Source organism: Ruegeria sp. AL1, assembly GCF_056540905.1.
Genome location: NZ_JBQFXP010000007.1, coordinates 172116 through 191924, shown reverse-complemented (window position 1 = coordinate 191924; position 19809 = coordinate 172116). Strand labels below are relative to the sequence as shown.

The 19809-nt window shown below is 58.8% G+C and carries 21 protein-coding genes; 7 read left to right on the top strand and 14 right to left on the bottom strand.

The genetic code is table 11. From position 1 onward, the window contains the following. Window positions 1-8 precede the first annotated feature (8 nt). The 6 genes from ACRZ9X_RS13030 to ACRZ9X_RS13005 all read right to left on the bottom strand — a co-directional run bounded on the left by ACRZ9X_RS13030 (window position 9) and on the right by ACRZ9X_RS13005 (window position 3726). On the bottom strand, window positions 9-806 hold the full coding sequence (locus ACRZ9X_RS13030; protein ID WP_480519490.1) for a DUF1217 domain-containing protein: 798 nt from the start codon (window positions 804-806) through the stop codon (window positions 9-11). Next, on the bottom strand, window positions 803-1204 hold the full coding sequence (flbT, locus tag ACRZ9X_RS13025; RefSeq protein WP_480519488.1) for a flagellar biosynthesis repressor FlbT: 402 nt from the start codon (window positions 1202-1204) through the stop codon (window positions 803-805). The genes ACRZ9X_RS13030 and flbT overlap by 4 nt, the downstream gene beginning before the upstream one ends. After that, on the bottom strand, window positions 1201-1578 hold the full coding sequence (gene flaF / locus ACRZ9X_RS13020; protein WP_480519486.1) for a flagellar biosynthesis regulator FlaF: 378 nt from the start codon (window positions 1576-1578) through the stop codon (window positions 1201-1203). Before flaF ends, flbT begins: the two co-directional genes overlap by 4 nt. Window positions 1579-1656: 78 nt before the next feature. After that, window positions 1657-2904 carry a flagellin N-terminal helical domain-containing protein gene (locus tag ACRZ9X_RS13015; RefSeq protein WP_480519484.1) on the bottom strand — a complete coding sequence of 416 codons (1248 nt, stop codon included), beginning with the start codon at window positions 2902-2904 and terminating at the stop codon, window positions 1657-1659. A gap of 209 nt (window positions 2905-3113) precedes the next feature. Continuing rightward, window positions 3114-3461 (bottom strand): flagellar biosynthesis protein FlgN, encoded by a 348-nt coding sequence (locus ACRZ9X_RS13010; protein ID WP_480519482.1) that lies wholly within the window; start codon window positions 3459-3461, stop codon window positions 3114-3116. Continuing rightward, on the bottom strand, window positions 3451-3726 hold the full coding sequence (locus ACRZ9X_RS13005) for a rod-binding protein (RefSeq protein ID WP_480519480.1): 276 nt from the start codon (window positions 3724-3726) through the stop codon (window positions 3451-3453). The genes ACRZ9X_RS13010 and ACRZ9X_RS13005 overlap by 11 nt, the downstream gene beginning before the upstream one ends. A 110-nt stretch (window positions 3727-3836) precedes the next feature. Here ACRZ9X_RS13005 and ACRZ9X_RS13000 point away from each other — a divergent pair, with 110 nt between their 5' ends. Genes ACRZ9X_RS13000 through ACRZ9X_RS12990 form a run of 3 tightly spaced genes read left to right on the top strand, consistent with a single transcriptional unit; the run spans window position 3837 to window position 6614 of the window. Then, on the top strand, window positions 3837-5024 hold the full coding sequence (locus ACRZ9X_RS13000) for a flagellar hook-length control protein FliK (protein WP_480519478.1): 1188 nt from the start codon (window positions 3837-3839) through the stop codon (window positions 5022-5024). Window positions 5025-5027: 3 nt separating this feature from the next. After that, complete coding sequence (locus tag ACRZ9X_RS12995; protein WP_480519476.1) at window positions 5028-5690, top strand: flagellar hook capping FlgD N-terminal domain-containing protein; 663 nt, start codon at window positions 5028-5030, stop codon at window positions 5688-5690. Window positions 5691-5744: 54 nt separating this feature from the next. Further along, the gene (locus tag ACRZ9X_RS12990; protein WP_480519474.1) at window positions 5745-6614 is read left to right on the top strand and encodes a phosphotransferase; all 870 of its coding nucleotides are present in this window, start codon (window positions 5745-5747) and stop codon (window positions 6612-6614) included. Between the two features lie 5 nt (window positions 6615-6619). Here the strand turns inward: ACRZ9X_RS12990 and ACRZ9X_RS12985 are convergent, their stop codons facing one another. The 5 genes from ACRZ9X_RS12985 to ACRZ9X_RS12965 all read right to left on the bottom strand — a co-directional run bounded on the left by ACRZ9X_RS12985 (window position 6620) and on the right by ACRZ9X_RS12965 (window position 11905). Next, complete coding sequence (locus ACRZ9X_RS12985; RefSeq protein WP_480519472.1) at window positions 6620-7921, bottom strand: NAD(P)/FAD-dependent oxidoreductase; 1302 nt, start codon at window positions 7919-7921, stop codon at window positions 6620-6622. Next, the gene (locus ACRZ9X_RS12980) at window positions 7918-8736 is read right to left on the bottom strand and encodes an ABC transporter permease (RefSeq protein ID WP_480519470.1); all 819 of its coding nucleotides are present in this window, start codon (window positions 8734-8736) and stop codon (window positions 7918-7920) included. The genes ACRZ9X_RS12985 and ACRZ9X_RS12980 overlap by 4 nt, the downstream gene beginning before the upstream one ends. Further along, the gene (locus ACRZ9X_RS12975) at window positions 8733-9623 is read right to left on the bottom strand and encodes an ABC transporter permease subunit (RefSeq protein WP_480519468.1); all 891 of its coding nucleotides are present in this window, start codon (window positions 9621-9623) and stop codon (window positions 8733-8735) included. The genes ACRZ9X_RS12980 and ACRZ9X_RS12975 overlap by 4 nt, the downstream gene beginning before the upstream one ends. Continuing rightward, window positions 9623-10750, bottom strand: coding sequence for an ABC transporter ATP-binding protein (locus ACRZ9X_RS12970; protein ID WP_480519466.1), 1128 nt, complete (start codon window positions 10748-10750; stop codon window positions 9623-9625). Before ACRZ9X_RS12970 ends, ACRZ9X_RS12975 begins: the two co-directional genes overlap by 1 nt. 69 nt (window positions 10751-10819) lie before the next feature. Beyond that, the gene (locus ACRZ9X_RS12965; protein ID WP_480519464.1) at window positions 10820-11905 is read right to left on the bottom strand and encodes a polyamine ABC transporter substrate-binding protein; all 1086 of its coding nucleotides are present in this window, start codon (window positions 11903-11905) and stop codon (window positions 10820-10822) included. A 140-nt stretch (window positions 11906-12045) separates the two neighbouring features. Here ACRZ9X_RS12965 and ACRZ9X_RS12960 point away from each other — a divergent pair, with 140 nt between their 5' ends. Next, entirely contained in the window at window positions 12046-12729 is a 684-nt protein-coding gene (locus ACRZ9X_RS12960) for a GntR family transcriptional regulator (protein ID WP_480519462.1), read from the top strand. 75 nt (window positions 12730-12804) lie between these two features. Next, complete coding sequence (locus tag ACRZ9X_RS12955; protein WP_480519460.1) at window positions 12805-14202, top strand: aspartate aminotransferase family protein; 1398 nt, start codon at window positions 12805-12807, stop codon at window positions 14200-14202. Window positions 14203-14279: 77 nt separating this feature from the next. Here ACRZ9X_RS12955 and ACRZ9X_RS12950 read toward each other — a convergent pair whose 3' ends face one another. Beyond that, a complete protein-coding gene (locus ACRZ9X_RS12950; protein WP_480519458.1) occupies window positions 14280-15566 on the bottom strand; it encodes a lytic murein transglycosylase in 1287 nt (428 codons plus the stop codon). Window positions 15567-15654: 88 nt separating this feature from the next. Further along, window positions 15655-16368 carry a helix-turn-helix transcriptional regulator gene (locus tag ACRZ9X_RS12945; protein ID WP_480519456.1) on the bottom strand — a complete coding sequence of 238 codons (714 nt, stop codon included), beginning with the start codon at window positions 16366-16368 and terminating at the stop codon, window positions 15655-15657. Window positions 16369-16450: 82 nt separating this feature from the next. On the opposite strand from ACRZ9X_RS12945, the gene ACRZ9X_RS12940 reads away from it, so the two are divergent. Next, window positions 16451-17146, top strand: coding sequence for a glutathione S-transferase family protein (locus ACRZ9X_RS12940; RefSeq protein ID WP_480519454.1), 696 nt, complete (start codon window positions 16451-16453; stop codon window positions 17144-17146). Next, a complete protein-coding gene (locus tag ACRZ9X_RS12935) occupies window positions 17143-17529 on the top strand; it encodes a DUF1801 domain-containing protein (RefSeq protein ID WP_480519452.1) in 387 nt (128 codons plus the stop codon). The genes ACRZ9X_RS12940 and ACRZ9X_RS12935 overlap by 4 nt, the downstream gene beginning before the upstream one ends. Here ACRZ9X_RS12935 and rnr read toward each other — a convergent pair. Continuing rightward, the gene (gene rnr / locus ACRZ9X_RS12930) at window positions 17520-19778 is read right to left on the bottom strand and encodes a ribonuclease R (protein ID WP_480519450.1); all 2259 of its coding nucleotides are present in this window, start codon (window positions 19776-19778) and stop codon (window positions 17520-17522) included. The two genes, ACRZ9X_RS12935 and rnr, sit on opposite strands and share 10 nt — an antisense overlap. Between the last annotated feature and the right edge of the window lie 31 nt (window positions 19779-19809).

Here is a 19809-nt window from a genome sequence, read left to right as displayed (position 1 = left end):
GACAAGATTCAGGAAATCGCTCCCAACAGGATCAGCGCGGTTTGGCCCGGCGAGGCTACAGACTGCAAACTGGCAATCTGCTCGCGAGCCAGATAAGTATCTGTAAGCTTCTGCAGGGCTTGCGGGTCGGTAAACTGTGAAAGGTCGGGGGATCCTGTTTGACGGGACAGTCTGTCGCGAAAGATCGTGGTTTGTTTGTCGAGATCCAGTTGCGCAAATGAAGAAGGCAGTCCCAGTGCGGTTTCCATCATCTTTCGAAGCGGCGGCAGCCCCATCAGATCCAGCCATTTTCGCGTTTCGCTACCGCCTTGTCCGGCTAATTCCGACAATGCGTGCTGAGCAAAAAGCGCAACGCGCATCGAGTCATTCGTTTCGCCAACCAACACTTCGAACCGGGCGACCAGATTGTCCTGTGCAATCTTTTCCATATTGGTGATCAGCCCGGTTTTGGGCGTGTCACCTGGCCCCAGGCCAAAGGCATCGGAGAAATCACGGTATCGGCTGTCGGCCAATCTGTTGGCCAAAGCATCCTCGGCCCGGGTGCCATCCGATAAAATCTTCTGGATGAAGAACCGGTTGTTCAGATCATCCTGCAGACCAAAGGCTCCCAATGCGACCTGCAGCAAACGCCTGTCCGACACCAGGTCTTCTGCTTTGCGTACCTTTCCGATGTTTTCCAGAAAATACTCTGTATCGCGCCGATTAACGTTCGACTCGGAATAGCTTTGGAATTGGGTGTCATACGTGCGCTGCAGAAATCGCCAACCAACCAGTCCTCCGCTGGGTAAGACCGGCTGAAAGGTCATTGCTGATAGGCCATCAGGCGTTCTTCGCGCGGCAGCAAGGATCGCAGCGACTTCAGACATTTATAGTATTGCCCGGCGACCAGAGCTTCGGTCGTTTCGGCCAGAACCCGTCGGCTGTCGGCGTCAGTGAAAACCTGGCTCAATTCCTCGACCCGGCGCAGCAATTGCTGACGGGACTGCTCAGGCTCTGCATCGCCTGACAATACCAGCTGGGCGGCGTAACAAACACGGCGCACGGGTGTGTTGACCTCTTCCGGGTGGATGGCATCACGCAGGCGCAGCACATTCGCCTGAGGCGTCATAATAGAGAACCGACTACGGCGATCACCGTTTTCAATTACCACGCCGTTGATCAAAACCCGTTCCTTGGGGGCCAGTTTCAGAACCAAACCGCTCATCCATTACCTCGCATCTGACGCAGCCCGCGCAAGACAGACATATTGATCTCAAGCAGCGGCTCAATCGGGGCTTTGTTTCCCAAAACCTGACTACTGTGATGTTCCGTGAATTCGGCAAGGTAGAAGATTCGGGCCCGCAATTCGTTGGGCAGACCGTTATCCGAATCCGACACTCCCGTTGCCAGCACACTCCACAACCGGCGATTTTCGTGCAGCGCCTGCACAAAGCCCGCGAAATCTGTTGCCTTTCGAGCTGCCGCCGCTTTCAACCGATGCGTTATTTTTGAGATCGCTTCATATTCCGTATCCCGGGGCGTTCGCGTCGGAGGAGCCGATTGCGCGTATCCGCGCTGGGCGAAGGTTTGCGGTGTCACTTGAAATCCTTCCAATTGTTCTTCTAAGGACGATCAATTCCGGCGCGCGCGAAACGCGCGCCGGGTTGGTGCCTGTAATTAGCGGAACAACGACAGGATGGACTGCGGTGCCTGGTTCGCAATCGACAGCGACTGTGTCGCCAATTGCTGTTGTACCTGTAGCGCCTGCAGACGGGCCGAGGTTTCTTCCATATCCGCATCCACCAGCGATCCGATCCCCGATTTGAAGGAATCCGACAGGTTCGAAATGAACTCTTTCTGAGTTTCAATCCGACCCTGCGCCGAGCCAAACGCAGCCGAGGCGTCAATCGATGTGTCGATCAATGTTTCGATCGTCCCCAAAGCCGCTGATGCACCCGCGCTCGTGGTCACGTCAATCGATGCCAATGCCCCAAGGCCGCCCGAATTTGCGTTGGTAAACTGAGCCGACACGGTCACATCCCGATCTGCGTCAGCGCCAGCTGTGGCTGTGCCGGTCACGAAGGACAGCGTACCCGGAGAACCGGAATCATAATCGATGGCAACGCCGGTGATCCCCAATGCATCGATCTGGTTTTTCAAACCTACGGCAACGATCGCGTCTGTATAGGCCGAATCATACGTCCCCGATGGGTCCAGATCCCCGGCCTGAACGGTGTACGACGCAACCTTGTCGCCGATGGTGATGGAAACCTTGTCGCCAGCGGCAAAGTTATCGGTCGAACTGTCGATGACGATGTCGCCCGATCCGCCTGCTTTGTCCATGGTGAAACCAGCCGCGTCATTGTCGGTGGTCACGTTGTCCGAACCCGCCAGAACGCCCTTGCTCACATACCCGCCGGTCGACAGGTTTTGTGCCGCGACCGAAATCGACGAGGCTGATACGTTGCCGCCGGAATCGCGATCAAGCGAAGCCAGAACCGAGGCCGAGCTGGCAGACCCGTCAACAAGGTTCAGCCCGTTGAACTGTGCCGCACCAACAACCGAGGCAATCTGATCACGCAATGCGGCCACATCGGTATTGATCTTTGCCCTGTCAACGTTGTCTTCCTGCGCCGCGACAATCTTGCTTTTCATCTGAGTCAGCAGGTCTGTCACGGTCTCCGAGGCGTTGCGGGCAACAGCGACCGTCGATTCGCCAAGCGCCAGGCTGTCCTTGATCGCGTTGAACCCTTTGACGTCCGACTCCATCACTTTCGAAATCGCCCAGACAGCCGAGTTGTCCTTGGCCGTTGCCACGTCCTTGCCGGTGGAAATGGCGTTCTGGGTCATTGCAAGGTTTTTGTTGACCGACTTGAGCGTTTGCAGCGCAACCATTGCGCCGTTATTCGTCAGAATGCTGGACATATTTGTCATCCTTCATGCGTTCGGGCGCGTTTGACGCCCCTGTTGAACCCACCAAAGCGGCAGGTGGTCTGTCGTTCTGACGTTTGCGTGGTGCCGCCCGGCCCACGCGCCACTTGGTCTTTCAAGTGCCCGCTCACTCTGGACGACGATCCCCTAACGGAGTGCTAAAACGCACAACCGAAAACCGTCGGATTTTAGTCAAACCGCTCTTACGCCCGCTTTTCCAACTTAGCTTGGCCACGAATGGTATACCCGCTGCGCTGCCCGGCGGCGTCATATGTACTGAACTCCTGTCGGACCTGCCGCAACTCCGACATTCGGGTTGCAACCGCGCGAATCCCATCAGCAGCCGCATTCAACAGCGCCTGATTTCGCGCAACTTTTTTTTGCAGACGAATCAGATCCTCGCGGGCCAGAACCTGCAGATCATTGATCTTGTTGATCAGTCTTTCTTTTTCGGGCAGCACGTGATCCAGATGATCAAGTTGCCCGTCCACGAGGGCCGTCCGCTCGTGATCCAGCAGGTCTTCGAGGGTTTGGATCAGGTCAGTCGACATTGGTTTTCTCCGTCATTGCCGTGAACAGAACTTCCGACAGGCCAATTCCCCCGGACTGCGCGATGTGCCGGGCCTGATGTTGCACGAGAATCGAGGCGAACTGATCCTCGCCCGAACCGCCGCCAAAGGACGATCTGGCCTGACCCAGCCCGGCGGATTTCAACATCTCGGCCAGAAAGGTGGCTTCCAATTCCACGACCGCGGCCTGCAATTTCTGTGTCGGCGGGGTAATTTGCTCAGTGACACTAGTAATCGGTAGTTTCATCGGATTCTCCGAATTTTCATTGGAATTTCCCCGATCAAAGAGCAAAGCGGTTAAAATAAACGTAACCTCCTGCGGGCACTATCCGGGCAGTCCTTAGGAGCCGGAAGAAAATGCCCAATCCCCTGACATCTCTCCTGCCCGCGCCCGCCGAGGGCGCGAAATCAAGCGTTCTCAAGACCGGGCAGAAGGAATCGGATACTGCGTTTTCTTTTGAAGACATTTTTAGTGAAGAGACGACAGAAGAGGGTGCAACTGTTGAAGTGGACGTTGATCTGGTGGCAGAATCTGAACAGGATCTAGATAAGGAGGATGCCGAGCCAGAGGTATCGTCCGCCGACGATACGCCGCTGGATCCTGAGATGGCGGTGACGTTCGGGCCGCACGCCCAAGGCGATCAGTCGGATAAAGGGTCCAATAACCCAACTGAGACTGCCCATCTGGTGGTGATGTCGCAGCCCGCGATGCATCCGCATCATTTACCCCTAAAAGCGCAACCCGATCCGCTGCGTGTTGAAAATGCCGATATGGTCACGTCACAGGTTCGAAACGGCAACAAAGCGCAGCTCGGGGTATTTCTGCCGACAACGCGGCAGGAGCCGTCGATAGAGGCGCAGCCGCAGAACCCCGGACCGGGTATTGTGTCGCCGGACCGGTTTTCGAAATCTCGGGCCGAAGGCTCCTTGAACGCGCAAGGGACTCAGGGTTTTACCGCCAAAACAAAGACCCCAGCGCCGGCGGTTGCCGCAAAAGCGGAACCGTCGCAACCACACCCCATCGCTATCAAAGAAGACATAGCCGTCGAGATAAGTGACTTGGATCCGCCGCCCCCGACACGCGAAACCACAGCAACGCAAAGCACACGGGACAAAGTCGAGGTGCCCGCCACTGCGTCGGGCCGCGCCGAAACGGCCCGGGCCATTGCCGGACAATTGGCAGCTGCGGTGTCGCCACGCCCCGGATCGGGCGGGGTCGAGATCGCGCTGAATCCCGAAGAACTGGGCCGCGTCTCCATAACTTTGAATGGCCGCGAAGACGGTCTGATGGTTTCAATAGCAGTCGAGCGGCCCGAGACGCTGGACCTGATGCGCCGCCATATCTCGGTCCTTTCGGCCGAGTTTCAAAGAATGGGCTACGGTGCAATGTCTTTCGACCTAGGGTCATCCGACAAAGACTGGCAGGACACCGACGCGTCAGATACCCGCGTTTCGAGCGAGATCGAGACACCTGACGATGTTCCAGACCGTGACGAGCATCCCCAACCAATGGCCTCGGTCCGCGGCCTTGATATGAGGCTTTGACCCATGATCCCAACTGTTCAATCCACCAGCCCAACGCCATCGGTACAAAAATCGGACCCAGGGACATCTTCCGGCCTTACATCGGACTTCGAAACCTTCCTGCGCATGTTGACCGCTCAGGCGAGGAATCAGGACCCGTTGGAGCCTCTGGATTCATCAGAGTATGCGTCGCAGCTGGCCCAGTTTTCGATGGTCGAGCAGCAAGTCAAAACCAACGATATGCTCACCGATCTGGCGCAATCGTTCGCGAGCGCCAATCTGGGGCAATTGACGCAATGGGTTGGCATGGATGTACAGTCCGCCGCCGCATTCCATTTCGGCAATACACCTGTGACCTTGTACGCAAAAGCGGACGCCAGCGCGGACAAGGCGGATCTGGTGGTCAAGAACGCGCAAGGTGCTGTTGTCAGTCGCGTTTCGGTTCCGGTAGATCAGTCAAGCTTTCAATGGGCGGGCGTCGATCAAAACGGAACACCACTGCCCGCAGGGGCGTATTCAGCACAAATCGAGAGTTTCAGAGGTCGCGATCTGGTGTCGAGCCAACCCGTCTCGGCATTCAGTCGCGTCGTTCAGGCCCAAGGTGGTGCAGACGGCATTATCTTGACCTTGAACAGCGGCGCCCGGATTGCCAGCGATCAGGTCTCGCAAATCCGAACAGGTTCTTGATCTGAGACCATCGGCAGGTCAAAGGTAAGCGATAGCGACTCATCCCAATTTTTGGTGTCCGCCCTGACTGATCTGCCGCCCCCCTCTTCTCTGATCAAACATCTATGCACCCGGCATCTGGTCGAACCCGATGCCCGGTTCGAAACCCTGTATGGCGGGCGCACGAACCAGGTGTGGAAGGTGCTGGGCGGTGCCGGTGATACGGTGTTGAAGCTGTATCGCGCAGGGTTCCAAAATCCACTGTTCCGCAACGACGCCAATCTGGAGGCATCCTGCCTCAACGCCTTGAAAGACACCGGGTTCGTTCCAAACCTGCGGGCCAGTGGACGGTTTGAGGCGGTCAACTGGGTCATCTACGATCACGCCCCGGGAACCCCCTGGCGCTCCGGTGTCGCAGATGTTGCGCACCTGCTGAGGCGTGTGCATCAGAGCCAAGCTGCTCTGAATGCCCCGAAAGGGGTCAATGGCAGCAGAGAATTGCACCGACATACGCTCGAGATTCTCTCTCACTGCAGCGCCTCACGCCGAAACGAGCTTATGCGGTGGCAGCCTGAAAACTCGGTCGAGCCATTGGCGCTAACCCATTTGATCCATGGGGACCCCGTTGCAGGCAATATTCTGCGTTCGGCGCAGGGGCTTACCCTGATTGACTGGCAATGCCCAGCCATGGGTGATCCATGCGAAGACCTGGGAATGTTCCTGTCGCCTGCGATGCAGGCGATTTATCGCGGCACAGCCTTGTCGGCTGAGGAACAGTCCGAATTTCTCAATGCGTACGGGCTGGCTGACAGAGTTGACCGTTATCGAAGGTTGCGCCCCTGGTTTGCGTGGCGGATGGCTTCGTATTGCCTATGGCGGCTCGAAAACGGTGCGCCGGACTATGCGGTGGGACTGGATTTGGAACTGACGACTTTACAAACCTGATCCCACTACAAGTCTGCAAGACCCATCACGGCATATGCCGGCGGCATCACCACCCGTCGCCAGCGACCAAGCGGAAACCGGCGCGGCGGCGCCGCTATTGGTTCAGGCAGGTTTGCCGGTTTACCCAACGCAAGCTGCGCCAACGCCCGCCCGCAATAGGTTCCCATCGCCACGCCATTGCCGTGATAGGCAAATCCGACAAACAGTCCGGCATGGCCGGGAACAGGTCCGGCAAAAGGCACAAGATTGCGCGACATGCACACCATGCCCGACCAGATATGCGTGACCTCGATCCCGACCCAATCCGGGAACATTCGGTGAAAGTCCCGCAACACTTTTCGACGAATACCCGCTTCGGCGCGGGGTGACGAGATCAGCCCGCCGCGCATCCCGAACAAGAATCGCCCGTCCGGCATCAGCCGAAAGTAATGCAACAGGTTGCGCGTATCATAGGCCATTTGATCCGAGGTCCATCCCTGCGCCTGCTGTTCCGCATCCGAGATCGGGCGTGTCACCAAAACCGTGGATTGTGCAGGCATATAACGACCCGCGATCCATGACGGGATATCCTCGCTGGAATATCCGTTTGTGCAGACCAGAACCTGATCGGCCCGGATCTGCCCTTTTGGGGTGGACAGACAGAACCCGGCTGCGGTTTCGCTCAGCGACAAGACCGGGCTGTGCTGATAGAGCTCGACCCCCTTCTCAAAGGCAGTCGCCGCCAACCCGAACAGGTATTTGCGCGGGTTGAGCCCAAACCCGACGGGGTTGGTATAGCCGCCATGAAACCCTCGACCCAGACCAAGACCCGCCAGTTGCTCTTTTTCATGCAGCGTGCCGGACACGGCTGCGGTGCGCCGCAATTTTTCCATCGCCCGTGGTGAATGCGCAAGTTGCGTCTCGCCTGCCGAATGTGTGTCCGCCTCGATGCCATGGCGTTCCAGAACATCGGCAACCAAAGAAACCGCGTCGCTCTCGGCGCGCGCATAGTCTTTTGCGACAGCCTCGCCGTAGCTGCGCGCCAAAGACGTTTCGCTTCGTTTTGCACCGCCAAGGCAACAAAACCCGCCGTTGCGGCCAGACGCCCCCCAACCGGGGCTTTCCGCCTCAAGTACCGCAACCGAAGCGCCATTTTCCGCCAGCGTCAGCGCCGCGGACAGCCCGGTAAACCCACCGCCGATGACGGCCACATCCACAGTGCGGTCTTGGTCCAGCGCGGGCCAGTCCGGGGCCGCGACAGTTTCATCCCACCAACAATTGAAACGTGGTGCCGGGCCATAAGTATAGTCTGGAAAAATCCGCCTCATTCGGTGCGGGCCGCAGCCAACTCATCCTGTTTTTGTTTGACCATAGCGCGTTTGGTCACAAGCGATGCGGTGATCACCCCAATAGTCACAACAGCGATCATGAGCGTCGACAGCGCGTTGATCTCGGGGCTGACACCAAGACGCACGGCCGAGAAAATCTTGATCGGCAAGGTTGTAGCCGAAGGGCCCGAGGTAAAGGAAGCGATCACCAGATCGTCCAGCGACAGAGTGAACGCCAGCAACCAGCCCGAGATCACCGCCGGCGCGATGATCGGCAGGGTCACCAGGCGGAAGGCCTGCGCGGGTGAGCATCCAAGGTCCAGCGCTGCCTCTTCCAGGGATTGGTCGAACGTGACCAGACGCGAGGAAACAACGACCGAGACGAAACACATCGAAAATGTAGTATGGGCCAGCACGATTGTCAGGATACCCCGATCCAGCCCGATGCCGATAAAGAGCAGCAACAGGGACAAGCCGGTAATCACTTCGGGCATGACCAAGGGCGCATAGATCATGCCGGAAAACAGCGTGCGGCCAAAGAATCGCCCGCCACGCACCAGCACATAAGCGGCGGCGGTGCCCAGAATGGTGGCCAATGTCGATGAAAATACAGCCACCCGGATCGTGACCCATGCGGCGTCCAGAAACGCCTCGTTCTGCAGCAACTCGCCGTACCATTTGGTCGAGAACCCCGCCCAGACCGTCACCAGCTTGCTTTCGTTGAAGCTGAAGATGATCAGGATGATCATAGGTATATAGAGGAACGCAAAACCCAGCGTCAGTGAAACAGCGTTGAACCAGCTGAGCCTGTTCATTGTCCCGCCTCCGTCTGCTTTTGCTGGTTACGCTGGAACAGCACGATCGGAACCACCAGGATCAGCAGAAGAACCACAGCCACGGCACTGGCCACCGGCCAGTCACGGTTCGAGAAGAACTCCTCCCACAGAACCTTGCCGATCATCAGCGTGCCCGATCCACCCAAGAGCGAAGGGATCACGAACTCGCCAATCACGGGGATCATTACCAGAAAGCAACCCGCTATGATGCCCGGACGGGACAGAGGGATCGTGACCAGCCAGAACGCCTGACTGCGGGAACAGCCCAGATCTTCGGCAGCTTCGATCAGGGATTCGTCCATTCGTTCCAGCGCCGAATAGATCGGCAGGACCATGAAGGGCAAATAGGTGTAAACGATGCCGATATAGACCGCCGTCTGTGTGTTCAGAATAGTCAGCGGGGATGAAATAATGCCGGTCCACAGCAGAATCTGGTTCAGGTAACCTTCGTTCGAAAGGATGCCCATCCATGCGTAAACGCGGATCAGGAACGAAGTCCAGAAGGGCAGGATCACCAGCATCATCAGCGTGGGCCGCCACTCGGTCGGCGCGCGGGCCATGCCATAGGCCATGGGATAGCCAACAAGCAATGTCAGAAAGGTGGAAATCACTGCGATTTTGACGCTGGACAGGTAAGCTTTCCAATACAGGTCATCTTCGGTCAGCCAGATGAAGTTCTCCAGGTCCAGCTGGCTGAAGAACTCTTTGATCCCGGACCAACCCTGCGAGAGATCCAGTGTCGGCGTATAGGGCGGAATCGCCAATTCTATATCCGAGAGCGAAATCTTCAGGACAATGAAGAACGGCACCAGAAACAGCGCCAGCAGCCAGACATAGGGAATGGCGATCAGGAGCGCGCGACGCATCAGTTTGCCAGCAAGACCGCAGCGGTCGCTGTCCAGGACAGCCAGACCGGGTCTTCCCAGGTGAAGGATCGGCGCGAGATGCGGCGGGTGTTGGCTGTCTGCGCCTTTATGATCGTGCCGTTGGGCAATTCGACGTGATAGGTCGACAGATTACCCAGATAGGCGATGTCATGCACCTTGCCCTGCACCGCGTTGATGGCATCCGACGGACGGTCCGCCGAGATGGTCACCTTTTCGGGCCGGATGGCAAGATGGCACGCCTGACCTTGCGAGAACCCATTGCTCGAGGTTGCCGTCAGCGGAGCCTGACCTTCCGCCCACTCGATTTGATAGGCGTCTTCGCCATTCGGCGTCGCCCGGCCTTCGATGATATTCACATCTCCGATGAAATCGGCCACGTAGACGGAACTTGGGTTTTCATAAATCCGGTCCGGTGTCGCCACCTGCATCAATTTACCCTGATCCATAACGGCCACGCGGCTGGCAACGGTCATCGCCTCTTCCTGATCATGAGTAACGATGACAAAGGTCGTGCCGGTTTTTTCCTGAATATCCATCAGTTCAAACTGCGTGTCCTGCCGCAGCTTCTTGTCCAGCGCGCCCAGCGGCTCATCCAGCAGCAACAGCTTCGGCGCCTTTGCCAATGATCGGGCCAGCGCCACCCGCTGACGCTGACCGCCCGAAATCTGGTGCGGTTTGCGGCGGGCGAATTGCTCGAGCCGGGTCAGGCGCAGCATCTCTTCAACCCGGTTCTCAAGGTCTTGCTTGGGCATATTATCGCGCCGCAGACCAAAGGCGATATTGTCCCAGATGCTGAGATGAGGGAACAGAGCGTAGGACTGGAACATCATGTTGACCGCCCGCTTGTTCGGCGGGATCGGGTCAATATCCTGCCCACCCAGAAGGATGTGGCCATCGGTCGGTGTTTCAAACCCGGCCAGCATCCGCATCATGGTGGTCTTGCCGCAGCCTGACGGCCCGAGCAGCGCAAAGAATTCTTTTTCAAAGATGTCCAGAGACAGATTGTCGATCGCCGTGAACCCACCAAATCGCTTGGTGACGTTCTGAAACTGGATCAAGGGTTTCGCCTGTGGGTCATCCCACGGCGCAAAGACGTCTGAGTTCACAACGGCCCCCGTTTGGCGATCTGAGAAATGGGGCAAGGCGGTCGCACCGCCTTGCCGGAAGAAACCGGGTCAGGTGCCCGATTTGATCTTGGTCCACAGACGGGTCACGACCCGCTGCGTCTTCGCCGGGTAGGGCGTGGTGATATAGAGATTCTGCATCGTGGCATCATCCGGGTAGATCGCCGGATCACCGATCACGTCTTCTTCCAGGAACTCTTGCGAGGCCGCGTTGCCATTGGCGTAATAGACATAGTTCGATGCGGCGGCCATGTTGTTGGCGTCCAGAATGAAGTTCAGGAACTTATGCGCCCCTTCCGGGTTCGGTGCATCCGCCGGAATTGCCATCTGGTCAAACCACATCAGCGAGCCTTCGGCAAACGGGTGGTATTCAATCTCGACCCCGTTATCTGCCTCGGCCGCACGGTCACGGGCCTGAAGAATATCACCTGACCACCCCACGGCCACGCAGATGTCTCCGTTGGCCAGCGCGTTGATATACTCCGAGCTGTGGAATTTCTGGATATAGGGGCGCACGCTGGTCAGCACCTCTTCGACCTTGCCAATCACCTTGGCATCATGGCTGTCCGGGTCTTCGCCCAAATATTGCAGCGTCATCGGAATCATTTCCGCAGGCGCATCCAGGAAATGAACGCCACAACCGGCCAGCTTTTCCATGTTCTCCGGCTTCAGCACCAGGTCCATACTGTTGAGCGCAACATCATCGCCCAGCGCTTCGCGCACCTTACCGACATTCACGCCGATCCCGGTGGTGCCCCACATGTAGTTGATCGAATAAGCGTTGTTTGGATCATACCCGGCGGTGCGTTCCTGAATGACATCCCACAGATTACCCGAATTCGGCAGCTTGGCTGCGTCAAGCTGCTGAAACGCGCCCGCCTGAATCTGACGTTGCAGGAACGTGCCGGTTGGCACGACCACGTCATACCCCGATCCACCGGCCAGCATCTTGGTCTCCAGAACCTCGTTGCTGTCGAACACGTCATAGATCAGCGTCAGGCCCGTCTCTTCCTCGAATTTCTCCAACAGTCCTTCGTCAATATAGTCGGACCAGTTATAGACGCGCACTTCTTCGGCAAAAGCTGCCGAAGTCCCCAATGCGACGACCGCTGTCAGTGTCAGCGTTTTGAGTTTCATTTTAGACTCCCTGCAAGTGTGCGGGTATTTTCCCGTTTTTTTTGATTTGATCAAGTTTTGCGTTTTCCCCCGAACGCGGATATGGTTTCACGAGGTCAGGCACCTGACAAGTAAACATCACCGGAAACGGGAAAAACCAATTGGATTTGATCAAAAATAAGGCGCTCGGGACCCCAACGGATGCACAAAAGCAGCCTGCGCATGAACAGGTCTACCAAACTCTCAGATCTCAGATCATGTACGGGGATCTGGTGCCCGGACAGCCCGTCACGATCCAGGGGCTGACCGATTCGCTTGGCGTTGGAATGACCCCCGTCCGCGAAGCGATTCGCCGACTAATTTCAGACGGAGCGTTGGTGTTTCAGGGCAATCGTCGCGTCAGCGTTCCCCTATTGTCCAGCAGCGATGTCGAGCAGATGATCTTCGCAAGAGTTGCAATAGAATCAGAGCTTTCCAGCCGTTCGACCGCCAATGTGACCGCATCGGACATAGATCATCTGGAACAGATCGACCAGCGGCTGGACCGCACGATCACAGATGGCGATGTCAGCGGATATCTGCACATGAACCACAGGTTTCACCAAACACTGTATGCCCATGCAAACGCCCCGATCCTCAGCGATCTGACAGCGCGCCTGTGGCTCAGATTCGGACCATCGCTGCGAGTAGTCTGCGGCCGGTTCGGCACCCGGAATCTGCCGGATCGACACAAAGACATCATCGAGGCTCTGCGCGCAGGGGATGCCGGGAAGGTTGCCAAGGCGACTGCGCAGGACATCCAGCAAGGTATGGATTTGATGGCCGACGGTTTGAAGACAGGCTAGGCGGTGTCGATTCGATTGACAGCAAATAATTTGATCATATTGTGACCTCCAACCGCTTTCGCAGGAGAAGTGCCGATGTCGACCATCACCAACCATATGCCCACGGCCGAGCTGCAGGCCCTGGATGCCGCCCACCACATGCACCCTTTCTCTGCCAACGGATCGCTCGGCAAAGAGGGCGTGCGGGTCATCACCCGGGCCAAAGGGGTGTATCTGACCGATAGCGAAGGCGAGGAAATTCTGGATGCCATGGCGGGCCTGTGGTGTGTCAACATCGGTTATGGCCGCGAAGAACTGGCCGAGGCCGCATCCCGCCAGATGCGTGAACTGCCCTATTACAACACGTTCTTCAAAACCACACACGTGCCGGCGATCGCCCTGTCCAGGAAGCTTGCCCAATTGGCCCCGGGCGATCTGAATCATGTCTTCTTCGCCGGTGGCGGGTCAGAGGCAAATGACACCAACATTCGTTTGGTACGCACGTATTGGGCCGAAAAAGGCAAACCCGACAAGAACATCATTATCAGCCGCCGCAACGCGTATCATGGCTCCTCCGTGGGCTCGGCATCTCTGGGTGGCATGGCCGGAATGCATGCCCAGGGCGGCATTCCCATCCCCAACATTCACCATATCAACCAGCCGAACTGGTGGGCTGAAGGTGGGGATATGTCGCCCGAGGAATTCGGCCTGGCGCGCGCGCGCGAACTGGAGGAAGCCATACTAAAGCTGGGCGAGGACCGCGTCGCGGCCTTCATTGCCGAACCGGTGCAGGGCGCAGGCGGTGTAATCGTAGCCTCTGATACTTACTGGCCGGAAATCCAGCGCATCTGCGACACCTACGAAATCCTGCTGATCGCGGATGAGGTGATCTGCGGCTTCGGCCGCACAGGCAACTGGTTCGGCTCCGAAACACTCGGTATTCGTCCTCAGATCATGACCATCGCCAAGGGCCTCAGTTCGGGCTATGCCCCAATTGGCGGATCCATCGTCAATGACGAGATCGCCGGGGTGATTGGTGAAACCGAGTTCAACCACGGCTACACCTATTCCGGCCACCCGGTCGCAGCGGCTGTCGCATTGGAAAACCTGCGCATTCTGGAAGAAGAAAAGATCGTTGATCACGTTCGCGACACCGCCGCACCCTATCTGAAAGAAAAATGGGAAGCCCTGACCGATCATCCGCTGGTGGGCGAGGCCAGTATCGTGGGTATGATGGCATCCATTGCCCTCACACCGGACAAGGCCAACCGGGCCAAATTTGCCTCCGAACCCGGCACAATCGGTTACATCTGCCGCGACCACTGCTTTACCAATAACCTGATCATGCGCCATGTGGACGACCGGATGATCATCGCGCCGCCACTCATCATGAGCCCGTCAGAGATCGACGAAATGTTTATCCGCATCCATAAATCACTGGACGAAGCACATGCGGACATTATCCAAAAGGGGCTGATGAAAGCAGCAAATTGAACCGCCCCGACTTCATCTGGCCAAAAATATCCCGGGGGAGTCGCGGCTTGCCGCGGCGGGGGCAGAGCCCCCCCGCTCTACCTTAGCCGCTCAAGCAGCCGCAGGGACGGATATCCATCCGGCAACAATCCTTGCGCCAGTTGATAAGCCCGCACCGCATCTGTCGTATTGGGCCCCGTGCGTCCATCGATACCCTGGGTGTCAAACCCGGCTTGAGTCAGTAAGGTTTGCAGTTCCTTCTTCTCGGTAAAGCTCAACACCCGGTCGCCACGAGGCCAACTGGCCTGAAAACGGTCACCGCCTGCAAGACGATCAGAAAGATGACCGATCCCGATGACATAGGCATCAGCCCCGTTATATGCCTCGATCACCCGGAAATTCTCAAAGATCATCAGCGCCACGCCCTGCCCGCCCGCAGGCAACAGAATGGCTGCCTGACCGTGATCCGGAACCGGCTGGCCACCGCGCGAAACAACCCCGAGGGCGGCCCAGTCTGACGGCATCCGGGTTTGATCCCGTCTGGCCATGGCGTAATCAAACCCATCTGGCAACCGCACTTCGACACCCCAGGGTTGACCTTTGACCCACCCATGCCGCGCTAGGTAAGACGCGGCCGAGGCCAGCGCGTCTGTCGGATCTTCCGACCAGATATCGCGACGCCCGTCGCGGTCGAAATCCACCGCATGTTCGAGATACGAGGTCGGCATGAACTGGGTATGCCCCATGGCTCCGGCCCAACTGCCCACCATCTGCGCAGATGTAACATCTCCAGCCTGAATGATCTCCAACGCCGCGATCAGCTGACGTTCAAAGAACTGCGCGCGCCGTGCGTCGAAAGCCAGCGTCGCCAGCGAGCGAATTGTCTGATCCCCTCCACGGAAAGACCCATAAGAAGTTTCAAGGCCCCAGATCGCCGTCACCACCTCTTTTTCAACGCCATAATGCGCCTCGATCCGGTTGAGCGTGGCCTGATACCGCTCCAGCCCCGCGCGCCCGTTGGCAATGCGCCGGTCAGAAACGGCGGCGTCCAGATATTCCCAGATCGGCTTGGAGAATTCCGCCTGATTGCGGTCGCGCTTGATGACATCTGAATCATAACGCAGCCCGGCCAGCGCCTGGTCCAGCGTCTCCGCATCAATGCCCTGCTGCGCGGCGCGGTCCCGGAACGCTCCAAGCCACGCCTGAAACCGTGCGTTTCCTTCTGTAGACACCCGGACCTCCCTAGATGCGGGCCGCAGGACCGGTCGGATTGAAACCGTCACATCTGCCGAGGCCATCTGATATTGGCCGCCCTGCGCAAAGGTTCCGTCTTTCGATTGAATTGGGCCCGCCTGCACTATGGATGCCCATAATGCAGCGGTCATGACGCCGCTTATGCATTTATGCATTCCGTTTTTTCCTGATTACTGCTCAGGCAGGATGATAGCGCAAAAGCGGAAATTCTCAAAACGCTCAGGTTGGCTTTGGGCGCGCTTCCGCTTCCCGTTCGGCCCGGATTTGCGCCAGCGCGTCGCGCAGCATCGCAACGCGGTTGGGCCGAAAGCTGTCTTCGGTCATGTTCATATCCTGCATGCGGTCCAGCCGGAACACCCGAAAATCCTGCCGCAGATGGCACCAGCTGATCAGAACGCTGGCACGATCCATGTAAACGATGCTCAGCGGATTGACCTTTCTGCGGGTGGCCGCGCCTTTGGCATCGGTATAGGCAAACTCGACCGCACGCTCATCCCACGCCGCCTGCCGCAGGTCGGCGACCTTGATTGTGGGCATTGCGGGCCGGTCGAACCGAGTCGCGGTCAGCACCGCATGGCTCAGCCGGTGCGACTGGCGCGGCGGCAACCGTCCCTGCAGCTTGCGCAGGGCCGCGCTGGCCGCGTCCGACAGCGCTGGATCGCCGATCAGCTGCACTTCACGCAGGCCCAGAACCAACGCTTCCAGTTCATCATTGGTGAAGCCAAGCGGCGGCAGTGTGGCGTCTTCGATCAGGGTAAAGCCAAACCCCGCCTCGCCGTCGATCACGGCACCGAGGCCGCGCAGCGCGTCGATATCCCGATGGATCGTGCGCGGCGATACACCCAGATCCTGCGCCAGTTGAACCGACGTTCGGGGCGACGGTCCAGAGCGCAGCGATTGCATCAGTTGGAACAGGCGGGCGGTGCGGGACATGATGGAAGCTACCCTAAACCTGATGACGGTTTCTGTCATCAGGCCACCCTATCCTCATGTCATCTCAACGACGGAGCCCCCAATGCTGACCCTACTCACCTTCCCCTCAGCCTTTGGCCAGTTCAGTGCCAGCCCCTTCTGCGTAAAGACCGCACTGATGCTGCAAAGCGCAGGGCAGCGCTGGCAGCGGTCAGACATGCTGGACCCCCGAAAAATGCCGCATCAGAAGCTGCCGGTCCTGCGCACGCCCGAACGTCTGGTCCCCGACAGCGACCTGATCCGCGAGTGGCTGGAGGCGCAGGGGGCCGATTTCGATACCGGTTTGAACGACGTACAGAAGGCCCATTCCCGCGCGCTGATCCGTCTGGCCGAGGAACATCTGTATTTTCACATCGTGCAGGACCGTTGGGCCAATGATGAGATCTGGCCGATCCTGCAGGATACGTTCTTCACCACGATCCCGGCACTGATCCGCAAACCTGTGGCCAATTCGATCCGCAAATCGGTGCTCAAAGGGCTGTCATTTCAGGGCGTGTCGCGGTTTTCGCCGGCCGAACGGCAGGACAGGCTGGAACGCGATCTCGAAGCGATTTCAGCCTATCTGTGGCAATCCCCCTATCTGATGGGCGACGCCCCGACCTCAGCGGATATGAGCGTTGGGCCCATGCTGGCGGCGATGCGCGCGACGCCTGCGGATACCGCGCTGACCCGCCGGATCAAACAGGATAAGCTGCTGGACAGTTACGTGACCCGGATGGAGCAGGCGATCCCCCTATGACGCCCTTTGACGACCCCAATGTGGCCGCCGCTTATGATGCGCTGCCGGAGAACACGCGTGCGGGGGCTTTGGTCCTGCGCGCGCTGATCTTCGAGACTGCGGTGGCCCTTCCCCAAGCTCAGCCGCTGCAAGAAACGTTGCGCTGGGGCCAGCCCGCTTATCTTGCACCCAAAGGGTCTACGATCCGATTGGGCGGGCATAAGGCGGCACTCTTTGCGCTGTTTGTGCATTGCCAGAGCCGGTTAATGGGCGAGTTCACCTCGGCCTTTCCCGGCGAGGATCGGATCGACGGCAACCGGGCGGTGTTGTTTGACGACCCCACGCAAATCGACGCCACTCGGCATGGCTGGCTGATCGCGCGGGCGCTGACCTATCACCTCTGACGGCGTTTGCGTTCGACCTTACGCTTGATCTTGTCCTTCTTGCGCTTGGTGCTGACCGCCTTGCGCCGCGTCGCCCTTTTGGCTGGCCCTCGACCGCGCGGCAGAGCCTGATCGTCAATCGACAGCAGTTCCAGTTCCAATCCACCCGTCACCGGAGTCGCCGAGGTCAGCCGCACGGTGACGCGCTGGCCGATGGCGATGATGAGGCCGGTGTCAGACCCCATCAACGTCCCGGCCTCGCGGTCGAAATGAAAGAACTCGCGTCCCAGAGACCGTACCGGCACCAGCCCATCCGCGCCGGTTTCATCCATCTTCACGAAGGCCCCGAAACGCGCGATGCCGCTGATGCGGCCGGTGAACTCATTGCCCACCCGCTCGCTCAAATAAGCCGCCAGATAGCGGTCGGTGGTATCCCGTTCCGCCATCATGGATCGGCGTTCGGTGTCCGAGATATGGGTAGCGGTTTCCTCCAGCCGCCCGATTTCGTCCTCGGTCAGCCCGTCCTTGCCCCAGCCATGGGCCGAAATCAGTGCCCGATGCACGATCAGGTCGGCATAGCGGCGGATCGGCGAGGTAAAATGCGCATAGTTCCGCAGTGCCAGCCCGAAATGACCAAAATTCTCGGGGTTGTAATAGGCCTGCGCCATCGAGCGCAGCGTGGTCAGGTTGATCAGTTCCGCATCTTCCGTCCCTGCGGCAGCGTTCAGCAGCGCGTTCAGATGGCGGGTTTGCAGCACCTGCCCCTTGGCAAGGTTCAACCCGGCGGCCTGAGCGGTTTCCCGAAGGCTCTCCAACTTTTCGGGCGCGGGTTCCTCGTGGACCCGGAACAGCAGCGGGCGGCGTTTCGCGATCAGGGTCTCGGCGGCGGCAACATTGGCGAGGATCATAAATTCCTCGATCAGCTTATGTGCGTCCAGCCGGTCGCGAAACGCCACGCTGGTTACTTCACCCGTGTCGCTGAGCACGATCTGACGCTCGGGCAGGTCCAGTTCCAGCGGCTGCCGCTCGGCTCGCGCCTTTTTTAGCGCGGCATAGGCGGCATAGAGCGGCCTCAAGACCGTCTCCAACAGTGGCCCGGTGCGGTCGTTGGGGGTGCCGTCGATGGTTTCCTGCACCTCGGCATAATGCAGCGATGCGGCCGAGCGCATCAGGCCCCGCACGAACCTATGGCCGATCTTGTTACCCTCGGCATCGATCTGCATCCGAACGGCGATACAGGCGCGCGGGACACCTTCGTGCAGCGAGCACAGATCGCCCGACAGACGATCCGGCAGCATCGGCACCACCCGGTCGGGGAAATAGCTGGAATTGCCGCGCTTGCGCGCCTCGCGGTCCAGCGCCGTGCCGGGCTGCACATAGGCGGCAACATCGGCAATGGCGACCCAGATCACATGGCCGCCGGGGTTCTTGGGATCGTCATCCGCGTGCGCATAGCAGGCGTCGTCATGATCCCGCGCATCCGAGGGGTCGATGGTCAGCAGCGGCATATCCCGCAGGTCTTCCCGCCCTTTCAGGCCAACGGGTTTGGCCTTATCGGCCTCGTCGATCACCTTGTCGGGGAAGTCGTCCGGGATCCCGTGTTGGTGGATCGCGATCAGCGAGACCGCCTTGGGCGCGGTGGGGTTACCCAGCCGTTCGACAATCCGCGCGCGGGGCAGGCCCATGCGGTTCTTGGGCCCGGCCTGTTCGGCCTCGACAAGTTCGCCATCCTTTGCGCCCAGCAGGGCACCTTCGGGCACCAGCCATTCGTTTTGTCCGGCTTTGTCGATGGGCACGATCCGCCCACCCTCGGCCCCTTTGCGAAAGATGCCGACGATCTTGCGCGGGTTGGTCCCGATGCGGCGGATCAGGCGGGCTTCGTAATTGTGGTCTTCCTCATGCACCACGGTCAGGCGGGCCAGAATTCGGTCGCCCTCGCCCAGCGCCGGGTCGCTGGCGCGGGTTATCAGCAGCACGATGGGCTCGACCCCCTCGCCATGCCATTCCAGCGGGCGGGCAAACAGGTCACCATCGGCGTTCGGGGCCTTCACCTGTAACACGCTGACCGGAGGCAACCTGTCGGGGTCACCATAGCTGCGCTTGCGCTTTTCCAAGTGGCCGTCGGCCTCCAATTCACGCAGGATGCGCTTCAGGTCAATCCGCGCTGCGCCCTTGATCCCAAAGGCTTTGGCGATATCGCGTTTCGAGGTCAGGGTGGGGTTCGCCGAGATCCAGTCGAGGACCTCCTGCTTGGTGGGGATGCGAGTCATGATTTCGGCGTATCACGGGCGCGCGACGGCG

What these genes read in the sequence shown, in the direction of transcription:
- ACRZ9X_RS13030 (WP_480519490.1), bottom strand. Translation starts at nt 806, where the DNA reads ATGACCTTTCAGCCGGTCTTACCCAGCGGAGGACTGGTTGGTTGGCGA.
- flbT (WP_480519488.1), bottom strand. Translation starts at nt 1,204, where the DNA reads ATGAGCGGTTTGGTTCTGAAACTGGCCCCCAAGGAACGGGTTTTGATC.
- ACRZ9X_RS13015 (WP_480519484.1), bottom strand. Translation starts at nt 2,904, where the DNA reads ATGTCCAGCATTCTGACGAATAACGGCGCAATGGTTGCGCTGCAAACG.
- ACRZ9X_RS13010 (WP_480519482.1), bottom strand. Translation starts at nt 3,461, where the DNA reads ATGTCGACTGACCTGATCCAAACCCTCGAAGACCTGCTGGATCACGAG.
- ACRZ9X_RS13005 (WP_480519480.1), bottom strand. Translation starts at nt 3,726, where the DNA reads ATGAAACTACCGATTACTAGTGTCACTGAGCAAATTACCCCGCCGACA.
- ACRZ9X_RS13000 (WP_480519478.1), top strand. Translation starts at nt 3,837, where the DNA reads ATGCCCAATCCCCTGACATCTCTCCTGCCCGCGCCCGCCGAGGGCGCG.
- ACRZ9X_RS12995 (WP_480519476.1), top strand. Translation starts at nt 5,028, where the DNA reads ATGATCCCAACTGTTCAATCCACCAGCCCAACGCCATCGGTACAAAAA.
- ACRZ9X_RS12985 (WP_480519472.1), bottom strand. Translation starts at nt 7,921, where the DNA reads ATGAGGCGGATTTTTCCAGACTATACTTATGGCCCGGCACCACGTTTC.
- ACRZ9X_RS12980 (WP_480519470.1), bottom strand. Translation starts at nt 8,736, where the DNA reads ATGAACAGGCTCAGCTGGTTCAACGCTGTTTCACTGACGCTGGGTTTT.
- ACRZ9X_RS12975 (WP_480519468.1), bottom strand. Translation starts at nt 9,623, where the DNA reads ATGCGTCGCGCGCTCCTGATCGCCATTCCCTATGTCTGGCTGCTGGCG.
- ACRZ9X_RS12965 (WP_480519464.1), bottom strand. Translation starts at nt 11,905, where the DNA reads ATGAAACTCAAAACGCTGACACTGACAGCGGTCGTCGCATTGGGGACT.
- ACRZ9X_RS12955 (WP_480519460.1), top strand. Translation starts at nt 12,805, where the DNA reads ATGTCGACCATCACCAACCATATGCCCACGGCCGAGCTGCAGGCCCTG.
- ACRZ9X_RS12950 (WP_480519458.1), bottom strand. Translation starts at nt 15,566, where the DNA reads ATGACCGCTGCATTATGGGCATCCATAGTGCAGGCGGGCCCAATTCAA.
- ACRZ9X_RS12945 (WP_480519456.1), bottom strand. Translation starts at nt 16,368, where the DNA reads ATGTCCCGCACCGCCCGCCTGTTCCAACTGATGCAATCGCTGCGCTCT.
- ACRZ9X_RS12940 (WP_480519454.1), top strand. Translation starts at nt 16,451, where the DNA reads ATGCTGACCCTACTCACCTTCCCCTCAGCCTTTGGCCAGTTCAGTGCC.
- ACRZ9X_RS12935 (WP_480519452.1), top strand. Translation starts at nt 17,143, where the DNA reads ATGACGCCCTTTGACGACCCCAATGTGGCCGCCGCTTATGATGCGCTG.
- rnr (WP_480519450.1), bottom strand. Translation starts at nt 19,778, where the DNA reads ATGACTCGCATCCCCACCAAGCAGGAGGTCCTCGACTGGATCTCGGCG.